We start from the raw sequence: 16,293 nt of genomic DNA, 5'->3' as shown, positions 1-16,293 counted from the left end.
CGTTCCGGTCAGCCCTCCAGGCACTTTCCGGCCAGCCGCTCGAAGCTAGGTCCGGGCCGGGCCGGTGGGCGTCGGCCACCGGAGCCAAATCCGGTACCGACCCGGGATGAGACGGGTCGACGTCATCCCTGCGGCGTAGTCGACGGGGGTATGCCGGGTGGTCAACGCGGTGGATGCCGCCGGCCGGGGGCGGTGGGCGAGAATGGCCCGGTGGTGAACGGCGCGCTGGCAGACCGGCTCCGGGCCCGGCTCAGGCTGCTGTTGCGTCCGTCGGGCCCGCTGCCGACGCTCTCCTGGCGCGGCCGGGTCTTCGACGTGATCCTGGCGCTGGGGTTGCTGCTCGCCGCAATCGTGGAGGGCGACGGCCGGGACGGAGAACACCGGCCCCCGGAGTTCGAGTTCGATTTCCGGGGTCCGTACGACCCGGTCCCGCCGCCGGCCCCGGTTCCACCGCCCGCTCCGGGCCTGCCCCCAGGGTTCGGCCCGGAGCCGGACCCGGGTCCGGCGAGGCTCGAACCGTTCCTGCCGATCGAGGACTACGAGCTCGGCCAGACGGTCGTGGTGCTCCTCCTGGTGGTACTGCCGCTGGTGTTCCGCCGCCGCTATCCGCTCGCGGTGCTCTGGTTCGTCCTCGGCACGGCCCCGCTGGTCAGCGACTACAACGCCGCGTTGCGGGTCTCCTTCTACGCCTGCGTCATCGCCGCCTACACCGCCGCGGTGTACAGCCCGTACCGGCTGCCGGCGCTGGCGAGCCTGCCCCTGGCCGCGTTCCTCTACACCCAGATCCGGGAGCCGGCGGTGCCCACCGTCCCGGACAACGCCGTCCCGTTCCTGATCCTGGTGCCGATCGTCCTCGCCGCCAACGGGCTGCGCCAGTGGCAGCGGCGTGCCGACGAGGACCGTGCCCGGCTGGCCAGGATGGAGCACGAGCAGGCGGAGGCGCTGCGCCGCGCCGCCGAGCACGAACGTGCCCGGATCGCCCGCGAACTGCACGACGTGGTGACGCACAACGTGAGCGTCATGGTCATCCAGGCCGGAGCCGCCCGCAAGGTGCTGCCGACCAGCCCGGACCAGGCCCAGCAGGCGCTGCTCTCGGTCGAGGCCGGCGGTCGGGCCGCGATGGCCGAACTGCGTCACGTCATGGGGCTGCTCACCACGGACAGCGACGGCGGCGACCCGGCCGCCACGGACGGCCTGACGCCGCAGCCGGGCCTCGACCGGCTGCAAGCGCTGGTGCAACGGGTGCGCGACACCGGGACACCGGTCGAGTTGACCGTGACCGGTCAGCCCCGTCCGCTGCTGCCGGGAATCGAACTCACCGCCTACCGGGTGGTGCAGGAGGCGCTGACCAACACTGTCAAGCACGCCACCGGCGCGACCGCGACGGTCCTGCTGGAGTACGGCACCGACGAGCTACGGGTCGAGGCCACCGACACCGGTGGCACTCCCGGCGCCTCCGCCGGTACCGGCAACGGGCGCGGCCTGATCGGCCTGCGCGAGCGGCTGGCGGTCTACGGCGGCACCCTGCAGGCCGGGCGACGTCTCAGCGGCGGCTACCGGGTCGCCGCGTGGATCCCCCTGGAGGCGCCATGACCGCACCGCTGCGGGTGGTGGTGGCGGACGACCAGGCACTGGTCCGTACCGGCTTCCGGATGATCCTCACCGCCGACGGCATCGACGTGGTCGCCGAGGTGACGAACGGTGCCGAGGCCGTCGACGCGGTCCGGCGAACCCTGCCGGACGTCGTCCTGATGGATGTCCGGATGCCGGAGATGGACGGTCTGGAAGCCACCCGGCGGATCCTCACCGGCGGCACCGGCGACCCGCGCGTGATCATCCTGACCACCTTCGATCTCGACCACTACGTCTACGCGGCGCTCTCCGCCGGCGCCAGCGGCTTCCTGCTCAAGGACGTCACCCCCGAACATCTGGTCGCCGCCGTCCGGATGGTGCGCTCCGGCGACGCGCTGCTGGCCCCGGCCATCACCCGGCGGCTCGTCGAACGGTTCGCCCGGCGTAGCGCCGACCCCGCCGCACCGCACCGCGACCTGTCCGCGCTGACGCCACGCGAACTCGAGGTGCTGCGGCTGCTGGCCCAGGGGCTGAGCAATGCCGAACTCGCCGCCCACCTCCACCTGTCCGAGGCGACCGTCAAGACCCATGTCGCCCGCATCCTCGGCAAACTCGGGCTCCGCGACCGCGTGCAGGCCGTCGTCGTCGCCTACGAGACCGGCCTGGTCAGCCCCGGCCGCGGCTAGGACGTGACCGTCCCCTCTTGCCTCGGTTTGACCCGCACGCCACCCTGTTAGGCATGCGGGCGGCCCTGTTAGGCATGGCGGCGGCATGGTCGTAGCCCGCGATAGCGCAAACGGCGTCAGCGCTTTCCGGAGCTCCGGTGACGGGGGCGCCGACACCGTACGGCTGGAGATCCTCGGCTCGGTACGAGCCTGGCGCGGAGAGCACCAGATCGCCTTCTCCGCCCCCGGTCAACGGGCCGTGCTCGGCCTGTTGGCGCTGGCCGCCGGCCGGCCGCTGCCCCGGGCCGAGATCATGGACGCGCTCTGGGACGACAGCCGGCCGCCACCTACCGCCATCAACGTGATCCAGACACACGTCAAGAACCTCCGTCGACTACTCGAACCGGGCCGGCGTACGCACACCGCCAGTGCCGTCCTGCCCCGGGTCGGCGACGGGTACGCCATCGGCGTACCGGCCCGCAACCTCGACCTGTGCGTGTTCCGGGAACTCGCCGGTGCGGCGGCCGAGGCGCACCGCCGCACCGACCTGCCCGGTTCGGTCCGGCTCTGGCAGCGGGCGCTGGCGCTGTGGCGCGCCGGGCCACTGGCCGACGTTCCCTCCCTCGCCAACCATCCGAGGGTCGTCGCGTTGGCCGAGGAACGCCGGGAGGTGGTCCGCCGGTACGGCGAGGTCATGATCACGATCGGCCGGGCCGCCGAGGTGCTGCCGGCGCTGGAGGAGGCGGCCGCCGGCAACCCGCTCGACGAGACCACCCAGGCACTGCTGATCCGGGCCTACCACGCGCTCGGGCGCCGGGACCGGGCCGTCACGGCCTACCGGAAGGCGCGCGAGCGCCTCGTCGAGGAGCTGGGGGTCGAACCGGGGGCCGAACTCGCCACCGCCTACCGGAACGCGCTGCGGGCCGCCGTGCCCCGCACCGCGACACCGGCCGCGGCTGCCGGCGCGGGCTCCGGCCGCGACACCGGACCGGCCGTACCCGCGCAACTGCCCGCCGACGTCGCTCGATTCAGCGGCCGGACCGCCGAACTCGACAGGCTGGACAGGCTGCTGACGCGGTCCGGGCGGGACGGCCGGGCGGACCCGGGACCGGTCCCGGTCGTCGTGCTCGCCGGTACCGCCGGCGTCGGCAAGACCGCGCTCGCACTGCGCTGGGGGCACCACGCCCGGCACCTGTTCCCGGACGGGCAGCTCTACGTCAACCTGCGCGGCTACGACGTCGACCGGCCGATGCCGCCGCAGGAGGCGCTGGCCGGCTTCCTCCGCGCGCTGGGGGTGCCCGGCACCGAGGTGCCGTTCGAACTCGACGAGTGCGCGGCCCGGTACCGCAGCGCACTGGACGGCCGGCGGATGCTGATCGTGCTCGACAACGCGGCGTCGGTGGCGCAGGCCCGCCCGCTGCTGCCCGGCGGCGGCTCCTGCGCCACGCTGGTCACCAGCCGGGACACCCTCGCCGGGCTGGTCGCCCGGGACGGTGCCGAACGGATCGAACTCGGGCTGCTCTCCAGCGCGGACTCGGTCGAACTGCTCTGGCGCACCCTCGGCGACCGGGTCGCCCGCGAGCCGACCGCCGCCGCCGCGCTCGCCCGGCACTGCGCCCACCTGCCGCTGGCTCTGCGGGTCGCCGCCGAACTCGTGCTCACCCGGCAGACCGCACCGCTGGCGGTACTCGTCGCCGAGCTGGCCGACCAGCAGCACCGGCTCCGGCTACTCGACGCCGGCGGTGACCCGCGCACCGGCGTACGGGCCGTGCTGTCCTGGTCGTACCAGCAACTGCCGGCCGCCGCCGCGCGCGCCTTCCGGATGCTGGGGGCGCATCCCGGCCCGGACGTCGACCGGTACGCCGCGGCGGCGCTCTTCGGCACCGGACCGGAGCCGGCCCGACACCTGCTCGACACGCTCGCCCGGGTGAACCTCGTGCAACCGGCCGGCAGCCACCGGTACACCTTCCACGACCTGCTCCGGGCCTACGCGGCCGAACGCTGCGCGGCCGACGAGCCGGCCTCGGCCGCCGACGCCGCCGTCGACCGGCTCTTCGACTACGAACTGGCGGCCGCGACGGCGGCGATCGACACGCTCTACCCGGCGGAGCGGCACCGCCGCGCACCGGTCGACCTGCCGCCGGTCCCGCCGCCGCCAATGCCGGACCCGCAGGCGGCCCGGGAGTGGTTGGACGCCGAACGCCCGACGTTGGTGGCCACGGCGGTCCGGGCCGCCGAACGCGGCCGCTCGGCACACGCGGTACGGCTGACCCTGACCCTGCTGCGCTATCTGGAGAGCGGCGGCTACGTCGCCGAGGCCGAACGGATGCACACGCACGCCCTGGCCACGGTCCGCCACTCCGGCGACCGGGTCACCGAGGCACACCTGCTGACCGGGCTCGCCGTGATGTACGCCCAGCAGGGCCGGTACGCCCCGTCGATCGCCCGGCTACGCGAGGCGGTGGTGCTGAGCAGGGAAGCCGGCGACAGCGCCGGTGAGGCACGGGCGCTGGGCAACCTCGGCCACGTGCAGCAGCGCCAGGGCCGGTACGACGAGGCCGCCGAGGCGCTGCGGGCGGCGCTGCCGCTCTGCCGGCGGGCCGGTGACCCGGCGGGTGAGGCGCGGGCCGGTGGCAACCTCGGGCACGTACTGCTGCGGCAGGGCAACTACCGCGAGGCCGGGGTACGCCTGCGGACCGCCGCCGTGCTCTGCCGGCGGATCGCGGACGCGACCGGCGAGGCGTACGCGCTGACCAGCCTCGGTGACCTGCACCTGCGCGCCGGACGGCTGCTCACCGCCGCCGGTCGGCACCGACGGGCGCTCGCCCTGTTCGAGGCCGTCGGCGACCAGGCCGGCAAGGCGCTCGCGCTGGACGGTCTCGGCCGGGTCCGGCTGCGGCAGGGCGACCACCGGGCGGCGCTGGACCTGGTGGAGCAGGCCCTGACGTTGCTGCGCCGGGTCGGCGAGCGGGCCGGCGAAGCATCGTCGACAAACAGCCTCGGTGAGGTGCTGCACCTGCTGGGTCGGCCCGGCCCGGCCCGCGCGCAGCACCGCACCGCGCTCGGCCTGGCCACCGAGATCGGGGACGCGTTCGAGCAGGCCCGGGCGCACGCCGGGCTGGCTCGGGCCTACCAGGCGGTCGGTGACGGTGAGCGGGCCGAGACGCACCGGAGTTCCTCCGCCGCTCTCTACCGGGCGCTCGGGGTGCCCGAGGCGGCCGGCTCCGCGGACCCGCCGGTCCGACCCGACCACCCGTGACGACCTGATCCGCCGAGGGCCTACTCCTCGATGGCGCCGCCGATCCGGCGCAGGTGTCGGCGGAAGCTGTACGCCGGATCGGCGGCCCGCCGCACGAGATAGTCGGCGAAACGGGTCTGCTCGCGCAGGGACTGCCCGGCCCGGATCCGGTCGGCCTGGTCGCGTTCGGTCCGGCGGATCTGGTGCGCGGTCCCCAGCACCTCCTCGGCCCGGTCGGCGGGGACGAACAGCACCCCGTCGTCGTCGGCGAGGACGACGTCCGCCGCCCCGACGGAGTGCGCACCGAACCGGGCGCTGAGCAGCGCCGCCGGCTCGGGTTCGTCCAGCCGTACCGGGCCGGGTGGAAAACTGCCGTAGCTGAAGACGGGCAGCCCGATCTCCACCAGCTCCGGTGTGTCGCGGTGCAGTCCCCAGATCACCAGACCGGCCAGCCCGGCCGCCCGGGCCTCCAGCACCACCAGGTCCCCGACGCACGCCTCGTCCACCCGCCCGCCGTTGTCGACGACCAGCACGTCGCCCCGGTCGGCGGTGCCCAGCGCCTCCAGGAACACGTCCACGCTGCCGTAGTGCCGGGCCGGCAGGACGCGTCCGGCGAGCCGGTGCCCGGGTACGACCGCGGCGATGCCGGGCGGGGCGGCCCGCAACGGCACACCGAGGCGGACGCAGGCGTCGGCCACCAGCGGGGTGGACAGCTCGGCGAAGGCGTCGCGCACGGGTTCCTCCCTGGTCGGGGTGGTGTCGGCGGCGGTTCCGCACGCCGATGGGCGGCCCGATGCTACCGACGGTCGTCGGGCGACCGGCCGGGCCAATTCGCCGTTCGTGGCCCGGCCGGCGCGGCGGCCGATCGGCGGTCAGCGCGGCGCGGGGTGCCCGGAGAACCGGGCCGCCGGCACGCCGTCGAGCCGCCCCGGCGGCAGCCGCCGCCCGCAGATCACGAGTAGCAGATCCTGGGCGAGTCCCCGGAGCGGAGTACCGGTGCCGTAGCTCCAGTCGAGATCGGTGGCGTGCAGGGCGACCCCGGAGAGGTCCACCCCGAAGTAGGCGACGTTCCTCGGGCGCATCCCGGACAGTACGACGCCGACCCGTTCCGGCGGCACCCGACGGTCCAGCCCGAGTCCCACGGTGATGTCGAGGCCGTGTATCACATCGTGCGACAGTGCGCCGTGCGCGCCACCGCCCGGTGGTGTCCAGCGGTGCGCGATGTTGTCCCGCAACGCGCCGAGCAGGCGCTCGGCGGGAAGTTCGGCGGCGTCACGCCGGGCGCACCGGTCGGCCATCCGGTCGACGTTTCCCCGGGCCCCGAGCAGATCCACCATCGTACGCCCGAACGACGTCCGGAACGGCAGCGTGGTGTGTGCGACGACCTCGCGCACCCGCCAGCCGGCGCAGAGCGTCGCCGAGTCCCACTGCTCGGGGCGGAGCCCGGCGAGCACCTGCAGCATTTCCCGCCGCTCCGCCCGCACCTCGGCCCACACCTGATCCTTGTTCATCGATTTTCACCTCTCCGGCCGCACCGACCTACGGCGGGCCCTGCCAGGGATACGGCGCGGGCACCGGTAACTCATCGGTCCCGACCGTCCGGGTGCTCGTGGCCCAGCCGGCTGGGTATGGTCGGACGGGTGGTGGAGACGACCGTGGAGACCCCCCAGCCGCCCGCTCAGGCGGACCGGTTGGAGACGTTCCGGACAGAGCTGACCGGTTACTGCTACCGGATGCTCGGCTCCGGATTCGAGGCCGAGGACGCGGTCCAGGAGACGCTGGTCCGAGCCTGGCGGTCGTTCGACCGGTACGACGAGCGGCGCGGCTCGCTGCGCACCTGGCTCTACCGCATCGCGACGAACGTCTGCCTCGACATGCTCCGCAGCCCGCAGCGCCGGGCACTGGCCATGGACCTCGGCCCGGCGGCCGAGGGGCCGGGGATCGGCGCGCCGGAACCGGAACGGAGCTTCGTCCAGCCGGTCCCGGACGGTGCCGTGTTGTCGACGCAGGGCGATCCGGCGGAGCTGGCGGTACGCCGGGAGACGATCCGGCTCGCCTTCGTCGCCGCGTTGCAGCACCTGCCGCCCCGGCAGCGGGCGGTGCTGATCCTGCGCGACGTGCTGTGCTGGCGAGCCGAGGAGGTCGCCCAGTTGCTGGAGAGCACGGTCGCGTCGGTGACCAGCGCGTTGCAGCGGGCCCGGGCGACGGTGCGGACGGTCGTCCGGGTCCCGGGCGAACCGTTCCGGCCGGCCGACCGGACCCAGCGGGACCTGCTCGCCCGCTACTGCGACGCGTTCGAGCGCCACGACGTCGAGGCGCTGGTGGCGCTGCTGCACGAGGACGCGACGATGTCGATGCCGCCGTTCCGGTTCTGGTTGCGGGGCCGGGACCGGATCCGGTTGGCACTGCTGGACCCGGAGGCGTCGTGCGCGGGTGCCCGCCTCGTCCCGGTCGCGGCGAACGGCTCGCCGGCGTTCTGGCAGCTGCGGCCGGGCCCCGGCGGCGGGTACCTGCCGTTCGGGCTGATCCTGCTCGACGTGGTCGACGGGCTGGTGGCCGGGGTCACCACGTTTCTCGACGCCGATCGGCTGGTCAGCCTCTTCGGGCAGCCGGACGGAATCCGGCCCGCCAACCGATGAGTTCCGGCCCTCCGGCCCGTACCTCTGTACGACAGTGGTACCAGGAAACCAGAGGAGCTCGACGTGACAACAGTGCAACCGATCATCATCACCCCCGACCTGCCCCGCCTGCTGGCGTTCTACCAGCGGTTGCTCGGTGGGGTCGAGGTACACCGGTTCCCGGAGGACGGCCCGGCCTTCTTCGTCGGCCTGCGGCTGGGCGACTCCGAGCTCGGACTGGTCAACGAGGCGGAGGCCGATCTGTCGGCCCCGCCGCGGATCGTGCTCAGCGTGGCCGTGCCGAACGTCGACGCTCTGCTCGACCAGGTGGCGACGCTCGGCGGTCAGGTGCTGGGCCCGCCGAACGACATGCCGTGGGGCCAGCGGGTGGTCCACCTGCGTGACCCGGACGGCAACCTGGTCAACCTGACCCACCAGTTGGGCGAGGGCGAACGGGCCGGCTGAACCACCCTTTCCGAGGTCGCGGCGCGGCAGGCGACGGTCGAACGGGCGGCGTGCCGGCTGAGCCGCCCGGCCGGCCGGATCGCGGCCGGCCGATAGTCTCCTGAGGATGGTCCCCGTCCTTCCCACCCGCCTCGTCCCGGGACTTCACCACGGTCTCCGGGATGCCCCTCTCCGGGATGGTCGTCTCCGGGGCGCGCCGGCCGAGCCCGCCCGATGAGCGCCGCCCGATCCCGCACCGGGCCGCCGCCCCCGGCCGAGAACCGCCGGCTGTCGCCGTACACCGGGTGGAGCCGGGCGCACTGGGAGTGGACGGTCGACCGGATGCTCGCGGCCGTGCGGCCGTACGCCTCCCCTGGGCACGCGCTGATCGAGTTGCCGGGACCGGCGAGCAGCTCGGGGCGGCGCAGTGACGGGCTGGAGGGGTTCGCCCGGACGTTCCTGGCCGCCGGCTTCCGGCTCGCGCACGGCGACGACGGCGGGCTGGCCCAGTGGTACGCCGAGGGTCTCGCCGCCGGAGTCGATCCGGACTCGCCGGAGCGGTGGCCCCGGGTGACCGAGGTGGACCAGGCGAAGGTGGAGGCGGCGTCGATCGCGCTGGCCCTGCACGAGTCCCGGCACGTCATCTGGGACGCCCTCGACGACCCTGTCCGCGACCGGTTGGTGGGCTGGCTCGCCGAGGTGATCGGCCAGCCGTATCCGGCCTGCAACTGGTGGTGGTTCCAGAACGTGGTCGAGGCGTTCCTCCGGTCGGTCGGCGGACCGTGGTCGGCCGAGGAGATCGACCGGAACATCGCCGGGATGGAGCGGTGGTACCGCGGTGACGGCTGGTACACCGACGGGTTGGAGGGGGCCGGCACCGGCCGCAACTTCGACTGGTACGCCGGCTGGGCGATGAACTTCTACCCCCTGTGGTACTGCCGGATCTCCGGCGAGTACGCCGGGCCCGAGCTGTGGGCCCGGTACCGGGAGCGGCTGCACGCCTACCTGACCGGCGCGCAGCACCTCTACGCCCCGGACGGCGCGCCCCTGCACCAGGGGCGGTCGTTGACCTACCGGTACGCGGCCCTCGCCCCGGTCTGGGCCGGCGCGGTCTTCGACGCCACACCGCTGCCGCCCGGCCGCACCCGCCGGCTCGCCAGCGGCGTGTTGCGACACTTCCAGCCCGACCCCGCGTCCGACGGCCGGAGCCGGACCGGAACCGCAAAGCGGCCCGACAGCGATCCGGGACGGTCCGCGGAGCGCCCCGACAGCGATCCGGGACGGTCCGCGGAGCGCCCCGACAGCGGTCCGGGACGGTCGGACGGGCTCCAGCCGATCGGCTGGTACGGCGCGTTCCCGGCGATCCGGCAGCCGTACACCGGGCCCGGCTCGCCGTACTGGTCGAGCAAGGGCTTCGCCGGACTGGTGCTGCCGGCCGATCATCCGGTGTGGACGGAGCGGGAACGGGCGCTGGTGGTCGAGGAACGCGACGTGGCGTTCGCCCTGCCGGCGCCCGGCTGGCTGGTCTCCGGCACCACCGCCGACCGGGTGGTGCGGGTGGTGAACCACGGCACCGACCATGCCGCCGACGAGACGCTCGGCACCGAGGAGCCGGGCTACTCGCGGTACGCGTACGCCACGCACGCCGGGCCGGAGTACGACGGCTCGGTGCTGGACAACTGCGTCACGCTGCTCGACCCGGCCGGTGAGCCGGCGCACCGCCGCCCGCTGCGGCCATTCGGGGTACGCGGCCGAACCGGCAGTTCGGCGTACCGGACGCACTGGCCGGTCGGGCCGGCCCCGGCTCGGGTCTGGCCGCCGCGCCAGCCGGCGTTCCGGACCGGCCCGTGGTTGTACACCGCGTCGGTGCTGCGCGGAGCGGTCGAGATCCGGCTGGCCCGGGTCGGGGCGCTGCCGGAGGGCGGGGGCCCGTGGACGCTGCGGATCGGCGGTTACGCGCTGGCCGGGTCGACGCCGCCGGAGGTGCTGGTGCGGGAGGGCCTCGCCACCGCCCGCCGGCCGGACGGTCTGATCTCGACGGTACGCGGGCTGCGCGGGCTGGCCGTCGCCCGGGTCGTCGAACGGGCCGGTTCGAACGCCTTCGGCGGGCACTCCGCGGTGCCGATGGTGCGCAGCGCCGGCCCGGTACGCCCCGCCGAGGTGTACGCGGCGGCGGTGCTGCTGACCGGGGCGACCCCGCCCGGACTGCCCGAGGTCACGGTCGGCTCCTCCGGCGTGGTGCGGCTGCGCTGGCCGGACGGGGAACGCGACGAACTGACCCTGGCGGCACTGCCCCTGGACGGACCGGCGCCGGACGAACCGGCCACGGACGGACCGACACCGGACGGACCGGCCACGGACGGACCGCGGTAGCGGGCCCGCGCCCGACGGGCCGGCCGACGCGCCGGCCGACGGGGTGCGGCTCAGCCCTTGATCCCGGTCGCCAGGATCCCGCGCACGATCCAGCGCTGGGCGACCAGGAAGACCAGGGCCAGTGGCACGACCGAGACGACCGCGCTGGCGAAGAGCGCCGGCAGGTTGATCGCCTGTGCGGTCAGGTTGGTGGACATCGCCACCTGCACGGTCCAGAGCGCCGGGTCCTGACCGATCACCAGCGGCCAGAGGAACGAGTTCCAGTGCTCGATGAAGGAGAGTACGCCGAGCGCGGCGAGCAGGCCCGCCGAGTTGGGTAGCGCGAGCCGCAGGTAGACCCCGAGGTGACCGAGGCCGTCGATCCGGCCGGCGTCCTCGATCTCCTGCGGGAAACGCAGGTAGAAGCCGCGGAAGAGGAGTACCGCGAGCGCGTTGAACAGCCCGGGCACGATCAGTCCCCACAGGGTGTTCACCCCGCCCAGCGAACCGACCACCACGAAGGTCGGCACGAAGGTGGCCGCGCCGGGCACCATCATGGTCGCGACGACCAGCAGGAAGACCGGTCGCGCCGCGGCGACCCGGATCCGGGCGACCGCGTACCCGGCCATCGAGGCGAACAGCGTGGAGACCGGGGCCGAGACGACCGCGACCAACGCCGAGTTGAGCAGTGCCCGGCCCAGTGGCGCGGTGCCGTTGTCGAACGCGTCGGCGAAGCCGGTCAGGTCGATTCGTTCCGGCCACCAGCGCCACTCCAGGGCGCCGAGTTCGGCCTGCGTCATCAACGAGTTGCGCAGCAGCAGGTAGAACGGGAGCAGGAACGGCACCGCGATGACGACGGCCGCCAGGTAGCTACCGATCCGGGCCCGTCCGGTCCCGCGGGCCGACCGGGCGGTCCGGCGTCGCGGAAGGCGTTCGTCGCTCAATCCCCGTCCCTCCGACCGAATCCGACCAGCCGGCCCTGGACCAGCGTCACCAGCACGATCAGCAGGGTAACCACGAACGCGCCGGCCGAGCCCAGGCCGTAGTCCTGCTGCACCAGCGACACGTCGTAGAGGTAGACCAGTGGTGGCCGGCCGTCCGGACCGGGTGCGCCGGCCAGGCCGGTGCTGAGCAGGTTGTAGAACTCGTCGAACGCCTGGAACGCCGCGATCACCAGCAGCAGCGTCACCGCGACCGAGGTGTTGCGCAGCAGCGGGAAGGTGATGTGCCGGAACAGCCGCCACTGGCCCGCCGCGCCGTCGACCCGGGCCGCCTCGTACAGCTCGGCGGGGATCTCCTGCATCCCGGCCAGGAACAGGATCATGTAGAGGCCGACCTGCAACCAGAGCCGGACGGTGACCAGCACCACCCAGTACAGCGGCGGGTCCACCGTGGCGATCCACGCGGTCGGTTCCTGGCCGAAGAGCGCGGCGAGCGAGTTGGCGGCGCTGGACGGTACCCCGCTGAACAGGCTCATCTTCCAGATCAGCGAGGCGACCACGTAGGAGACGGCGGCCGGCAGGAAGAAGGTGGTCCGGAACAGCGCCCGCCCCCGGCGCAGCCGGTTGACCAGTACGGCCAGCCCGAGCGCGATCGCGAAGGTCAGCGGCACGATCACCAGGGTGAAGACCACGATCATCGACAGCGATTCGCGGAACCGCGGATCGCCGAAGAGGGTACGGTAGTTCGCCAGCCCCGCCCAGTCGCCGAGCGCGATGGTGCCCCGGGCGTCGCTGAAGCTGAGCAGCAGGCCCCAGCCCATCGCGACGTACTTGAAGACCAGCAGCCCGACCAGCAGCGGCGCGGTCAGCAGGGCGAAGGCCCGCCAGGCCGACCAGTCCACCCGACGGCGTCGGGCCGACCCGGGCGCCGGCCGGACGGTCCCGGCGTCGGCCTGCCGCGCACCGGTACGCACGGACACGCCGGCCTCAGACCGTGGGCAGCTTGTCGAGCGCCTCCTGGGACCGGCCCGCCGCGGCGGTGAGCGTCGCCAGCGGGTCGGCGTTCTTGCGGATGATGTCGGAGGCCGCGTCGTCGTACGGCTTGCTGACCGTCGGCGCCCACAGCGCGGTGGTCCGGGTGCCGTGCTGGTTGAGCAGGTCGACCGCCTTCTTCGCCGCCCCGGTCTGCAACGGCTCGGCCTGCGCGGCCAACCCGGCCCGGGGCGGCACGTGGAAGCCGTAGCTCAGCGCCCAGTCCTGCTGCACCTCGTTGTTCTGGAGCCAGAGCCACCGCACGTACTTCTTCGCCTCGTCGACGTGCTTGCTCTTGCCGTTGACCACCTGGGACCAGCCGCCGAGAATCACCACCGGCTTGCCGGTGGGTCCGTGCGCGGGCCACGGGACGAGGTCGAAGTCGTCGCCGAGTTCCCTGCTGATCCGCGGCAGCGCCCAGAGCCCGCCCCAGGCGATCGCGGTGGCCCCGGTGATCAGGGCGTTCGGGTCGTACCACTCGGTGGCGTAGCCGAGCAGCATCGACTTCTCGGTGAACATCCGGCGGGCGACGGCGAAGGCGTCGGCGATCTCCGGGGTGGCGTAGCTGACCTTCCGGTCGGTGAGCACGGCCTGGCCGACCGAGAAGGGCAGCACCCCGCGCATCCCGGCGAGTCCGTCGTTGCCGACGAAGATGCCCTTGGTCTTGCCCCTGGTGAGCGCCCTGGCCGCGCCGACCAGCTCGGTGAGGGTGGTCGGTACCGCGACGCCGGCGTCGGCGAGCAGGCTCTTCCGGTAGTAGAGCAGCATCACGTCGATGATCATCGGTACGCCGTACGCCGTGCCGCCGTGGGTCAGCGGGCTGAGCGCGTGCGGGTTGAGTTCCGCCCTGACCGAGCCGAGGATGTCGTCGAGGGCGGTGACCTGCCGCTGCGCCACCATGTCCGGAGTGACCTCGTTGATCTCGTACACGTCGGGGCCCTCCGGGGTGAGCACCGACGACTGCCACTTGGTCTTGTAGTCGCCCGGCACCCAGGTCACCTTGACCGCGACGTCCGGGTTCTGCTTGGTGTAGTCGGCGGCGTAGCGCAGCGCGGCCTCCCGGGTGCCCTGCTCGCCGTACTCGTGGTACCAGTGGTTGAGGGTCACCTTGGCCGACCCGGAGCCGCCGCCGATCGGGTCGGACTGGCAGCCGGGCAGTACGGCGCCGCCGACGACCAGCAGCGAACCGCCGAGAAGGCGCCGGCGGGACAGGCCGGGAGTGGAACCGCTCATGGTGCGCCTTCCTTCTCACGCGCTGACCGTGGCCGTGTGCATCGGAGTTGGTGGATGGCGTCGCTGGGGTGAGCCGTAGCCTAGGGTTCGGCGAATACTTCGTCAAGGACAAAGAATAAGCCTGTTTGAGTGGTTGACGCCTGCCTCGTCCAGGTCCGACGATCTGGACATGGCCCTTGATCTCCCGGCCGTGCCCGGCCTCGCCTTCGGTGGCGACTACAACGCCGAGCAGTGGCCAGAACAGGTCTGGGCCTCCGACGTCCGGCTGATGAAACAGGCCCGGGTCGACCTCGTCACCGTCGGCGTCTTCGCCTGGGCGATGCTGGAGACCGCGCCCGGCCACTACGACTTCGACTGGCTCGATCGGCTGCTCGACCTCCTCGCCCGGCACGGCATCGCCGCCGACCTGGCCACCGCCACCGCCGCCCCACCGCCGTGGTTCAGCCACGCCCACCCGGAGTCGCTACCGGTCGGCCCGGACGGCAGCCGGCTCTGGTACGGCAGCCGGCAGGCGTTCTGCCCCAGCTCACCGGCGTACCGGTCGGCGGCGGTGGCCCTGGTGGAGCGGCTCGCCGCCCGCTACGCCGGCCACCCGGCACTGGCCATGTGGCACGTCAACAACGAGTACGGCTGCCACGTCGCCCGCTGCTGGTGCGACACCTCGGCCGAGGCGTTCCGGAACTGGCTGCGCGACCGTTACGCCACGCTGGACGCGCTGAACACCGCCTGGGGCACGGCGTTCTGGTCGCAGCGCTACACCGACTGGGCACAGATCCTGCCGCCCCGGCAGACCCCGAGCTTCACCAACCCCACCCAGCAGCTCGACTTCCACCGCTTCTCCTCCACCGAACTGCTGGCCTGCTACCGCGCCGAACGCGACGTGCTGCGCCGGCTCAGCCCGGGTGTGCCGGTGACGACGAACTTCCTGGTCGACCGCTGGAGTGTGGATTTCTGGGCCTGGGCCGGCGAGGTCGACCTGGTCGCCATGGACCACTACCTGAGCGCCGACCGCGCCGACCCGTACGCCGACCTCGCGTTCATCGCCGACCTGGCCCGGTCACTGGCCGGCGGACGGCCGTGGGCGTTGATGGAGCACGCCACCAGCGCCGTCAACTGGCAGCCGCGCAACCTCGCCAAGCCGCCCGGACGGCTGCGCCGGGACTCGCTGGCACACATCGCCCGGGGTGCCGACTCGGTGCTCTACTTCCAGTGGCGAGCCTCCCGCTCCGGGGCCGAGAAGTGGCACTCCGGCATGGTGCCGCACGCCGGCACCGACACCAAGGTGTGGCGTGAGGTGGTCGCGCTCGGCGCCGAACTGGACGCTCTGGCCGAGGTCGCCGGCAGTGAGGTGGTCGCCGACGTCGCCATCCTGCTCGACTGGTCCAGCATCTGGGCGCAGCGGCACCCCAGCCAGCCCAGCGTGGACGCCGAGCCGGTGGCGCTGATCGAGCAGTGGCACCGGGTGCTGCGTACCGCCACCGTCACCTGCGACTTCGCCCGACCCGGCGACGATCTCGGCCGCTACCGGCTGGTGCTGGTCCCGGCGCTGTACCTGGTCAGCGACGCCGACGCGGAGAACCTGGTCCGGTACGTCACCGACGGCGGCACCGCGCTGGTCGGCCCGTACGCCGGGGTGGTCGAGGAGGTCGACCGGATCCGGCTCGGCGGGTACGGCGCCTGGGCCGAACTGCTCGGCGTGCGGGTCGAGGAGTTCTTCCCACTCGACGCCGGCCAGCGCGTGCCGCTCGACGACGGCACCTCCGGTCGGGTCTGGACGGAACTGGCCACGATCGACCGGCGGGGCGCCGCCCCGGACGGACCCGCGGAGGCGGCGGAGGTGCTGCTGACGTACGCGGGCGGGCCGCTGGCCGGCGGGCCGGCGCTGACCCGGCGGCGGCACGGCCGGGGCACCGCCTACTACCTCGGTACCCACCTCGCCGACGCCGACCTCGGGCGGCTGCTCACCCGGCTGTGCACCGGGGGCGGCGTGCTGCCGGTGCTGGCCGCGCCGCCACCCGGGGTGGAGGCGGTCCAGCGCCGACACCCCGACGGGCGCCGTTACACCTTCCTGGCCAACGACACCGACGCCCCGGTCGAGGTGACCGTCGACGGCCGGGTGCTCGGCGGCGCCGACCCGGTGCCGGACGGCGTCCGGCTCCCACCGGGCGGCTTCGCCGTGCTCCGCACCGACTGACCGG

At 73.6% G+C, this 16,293-nt stretch carries 12 protein-coding genes; 7 read left to right on the top strand and 5 right to left on the bottom strand.

All coding sequences use genetic code 11. From position 1 onward, the window contains the following. The first annotated feature begins 210 nt into the window (after nucleotides 1-210). The 3 genes from ABNF97_RS01205 to ABNF97_RS01195 all read left to right on the top strand — a co-directional run bounded on the left by ABNF97_RS01205 (nucleotide 211) and on the right by ABNF97_RS01195 (nucleotide 5,496). Nucleotides 211-1,593, top strand: a complete 1,383-nt coding sequence (locus tag ABNF97_RS01205) for a sensor histidine kinase (RefSeq protein WP_349337349.1) — start codon at nucleotides 211-213, stop codon at nucleotides 1,591-1,593. Then, complete coding sequence (locus tag ABNF97_RS01200) at nucleotides 1,590-2,258, top strand: response regulator (protein ID WP_130462682.1); 669 nt, start codon at nucleotides 1,590-1,592, stop codon at nucleotides 2,256-2,258. Before ABNF97_RS01205 ends, ABNF97_RS01200 begins: the two co-directional genes overlap by 4 nt. A gap of 85 nt (nucleotides 2,259-2,343) precedes the next feature. Further along, nucleotides 2,344-5,496: an AfsR/SARP family transcriptional regulator gene (locus ABNF97_RS01195; RefSeq protein WP_349337348.1), complete on the top strand. Its 3,153-nt coding sequence runs from the start codon at nucleotides 2,344-2,346 to the stop codon at nucleotides 5,494-5,496. A gap of 20 nt (nucleotides 5,497-5,516) precedes the next feature. On the opposite strand, the gene ABNF97_RS01190 is transcribed toward ABNF97_RS01195, so the two are convergent. Further along, nucleotides 5,517-6,209 carry an RraA family protein gene (locus ABNF97_RS01190; protein WP_130462680.1) on the bottom strand — a complete coding sequence of 231 codons (693 nt, stop codon included), beginning with the start codon at nucleotides 6,207-6,209 and terminating at the stop codon, nucleotides 5,517-5,519. A 138-nt stretch (nucleotides 6,210-6,347) separates the two neighbouring features. Beyond that, entirely contained in the window at nucleotides 6,348-6,986 is a 639-nt protein-coding gene (locus ABNF97_RS01185) for a maleylpyruvate isomerase family mycothiol-dependent enzyme (RefSeq protein WP_130462679.1), read from the bottom strand. Between the two features lie 129 nt (nucleotides 6,987-7,115). On the opposite strand from ABNF97_RS01185, the gene ABNF97_RS01180 reads away from it, so the two are divergent. From ABNF97_RS01180 to ABNF97_RS01170, 3 genes are all read left to right on the top strand, one after another. Further along, entirely contained in the window at nucleotides 7,116-8,114 is a 999-nt protein-coding gene (locus ABNF97_RS01180; protein WP_349337347.1) for a sigma-70 family RNA polymerase sigma factor, read from the top strand. 63 nt (nucleotides 8,115-8,177) lie between these two features. Further along, complete coding sequence (locus ABNF97_RS01175; RefSeq protein WP_349337346.1) at nucleotides 8,178-8,558, top strand: VOC family protein; 381 nt, start codon at nucleotides 8,178-8,180, stop codon at nucleotides 8,556-8,558. A 213-nt stretch (nucleotides 8,559-8,771) separates the two neighbouring features. After that, nucleotides 8,772-10,910: a DUF2264 domain-containing protein gene (locus ABNF97_RS01170; RefSeq protein ID WP_349337345.1), complete on the top strand. Its 2,139-nt coding sequence runs from the start codon at nucleotides 8,772-8,774 to the stop codon at nucleotides 10,908-10,910. A gap of 50 nt (nucleotides 10,911-10,960) precedes the next feature. Here ABNF97_RS01170 and ABNF97_RS01165 read toward each other — a convergent pair whose 3' ends face one another. From ABNF97_RS01165 to ABNF97_RS01155, 3 genes are read right to left on the bottom strand one after another with little or no spacing between them, the layout of a single operon-like run. Then, a complete protein-coding gene (locus tag ABNF97_RS01165) occupies nucleotides 10,961-11,833 on the bottom strand; it encodes a carbohydrate ABC transporter permease (RefSeq protein ID WP_349337344.1) in 873 nt (290 codons plus the stop codon). Next, complete coding sequence (locus ABNF97_RS01160; RefSeq protein ID WP_349337343.1) at nucleotides 11,830-12,810, bottom strand: carbohydrate ABC transporter permease; 981 nt, start codon at nucleotides 12,808-12,810, stop codon at nucleotides 11,830-11,832. Before ABNF97_RS01160 ends, ABNF97_RS01165 begins: the two co-directional genes overlap by 4 nt. Before the next feature lie 7 nt (nucleotides 12,811-12,817). Then, the gene (locus ABNF97_RS01155) at nucleotides 12,818-14,095 is read right to left on the bottom strand and encodes an ABC transporter substrate-binding protein (protein WP_349337342.1); all 1,278 of its coding nucleotides are present in this window, start codon (nucleotides 14,093-14,095) and stop codon (nucleotides 12,818-12,820) included. A 169-nt stretch (nucleotides 14,096-14,264) separates the two neighbouring features. Between ABNF97_RS01155 and ABNF97_RS01150 the strand changes: the two genes are divergently transcribed. Further along, nucleotides 14,265-16,289: a beta-galactosidase gene (locus ABNF97_RS01150; protein WP_349337341.1), complete on the top strand. Its 2,025-nt coding sequence runs from the start codon at nucleotides 14,265-14,267 to the stop codon at nucleotides 16,287-16,289. Nucleotides 16,290-16,293 lie beyond the last annotated feature (4 nt).

The organism is Plantactinospora sp. B6F1, assembly GCF_040120695.1.
Classification (GTDB): Bacteria; Actinomycetota; Actinomycetes; order Mycobacteriales; family Micromonosporaceae; genus Plantactinospora.
Note: the sequence above shows the minus strand (reverse complement) of the source record. Positions and strands in the feature narration are given on the sequence as shown.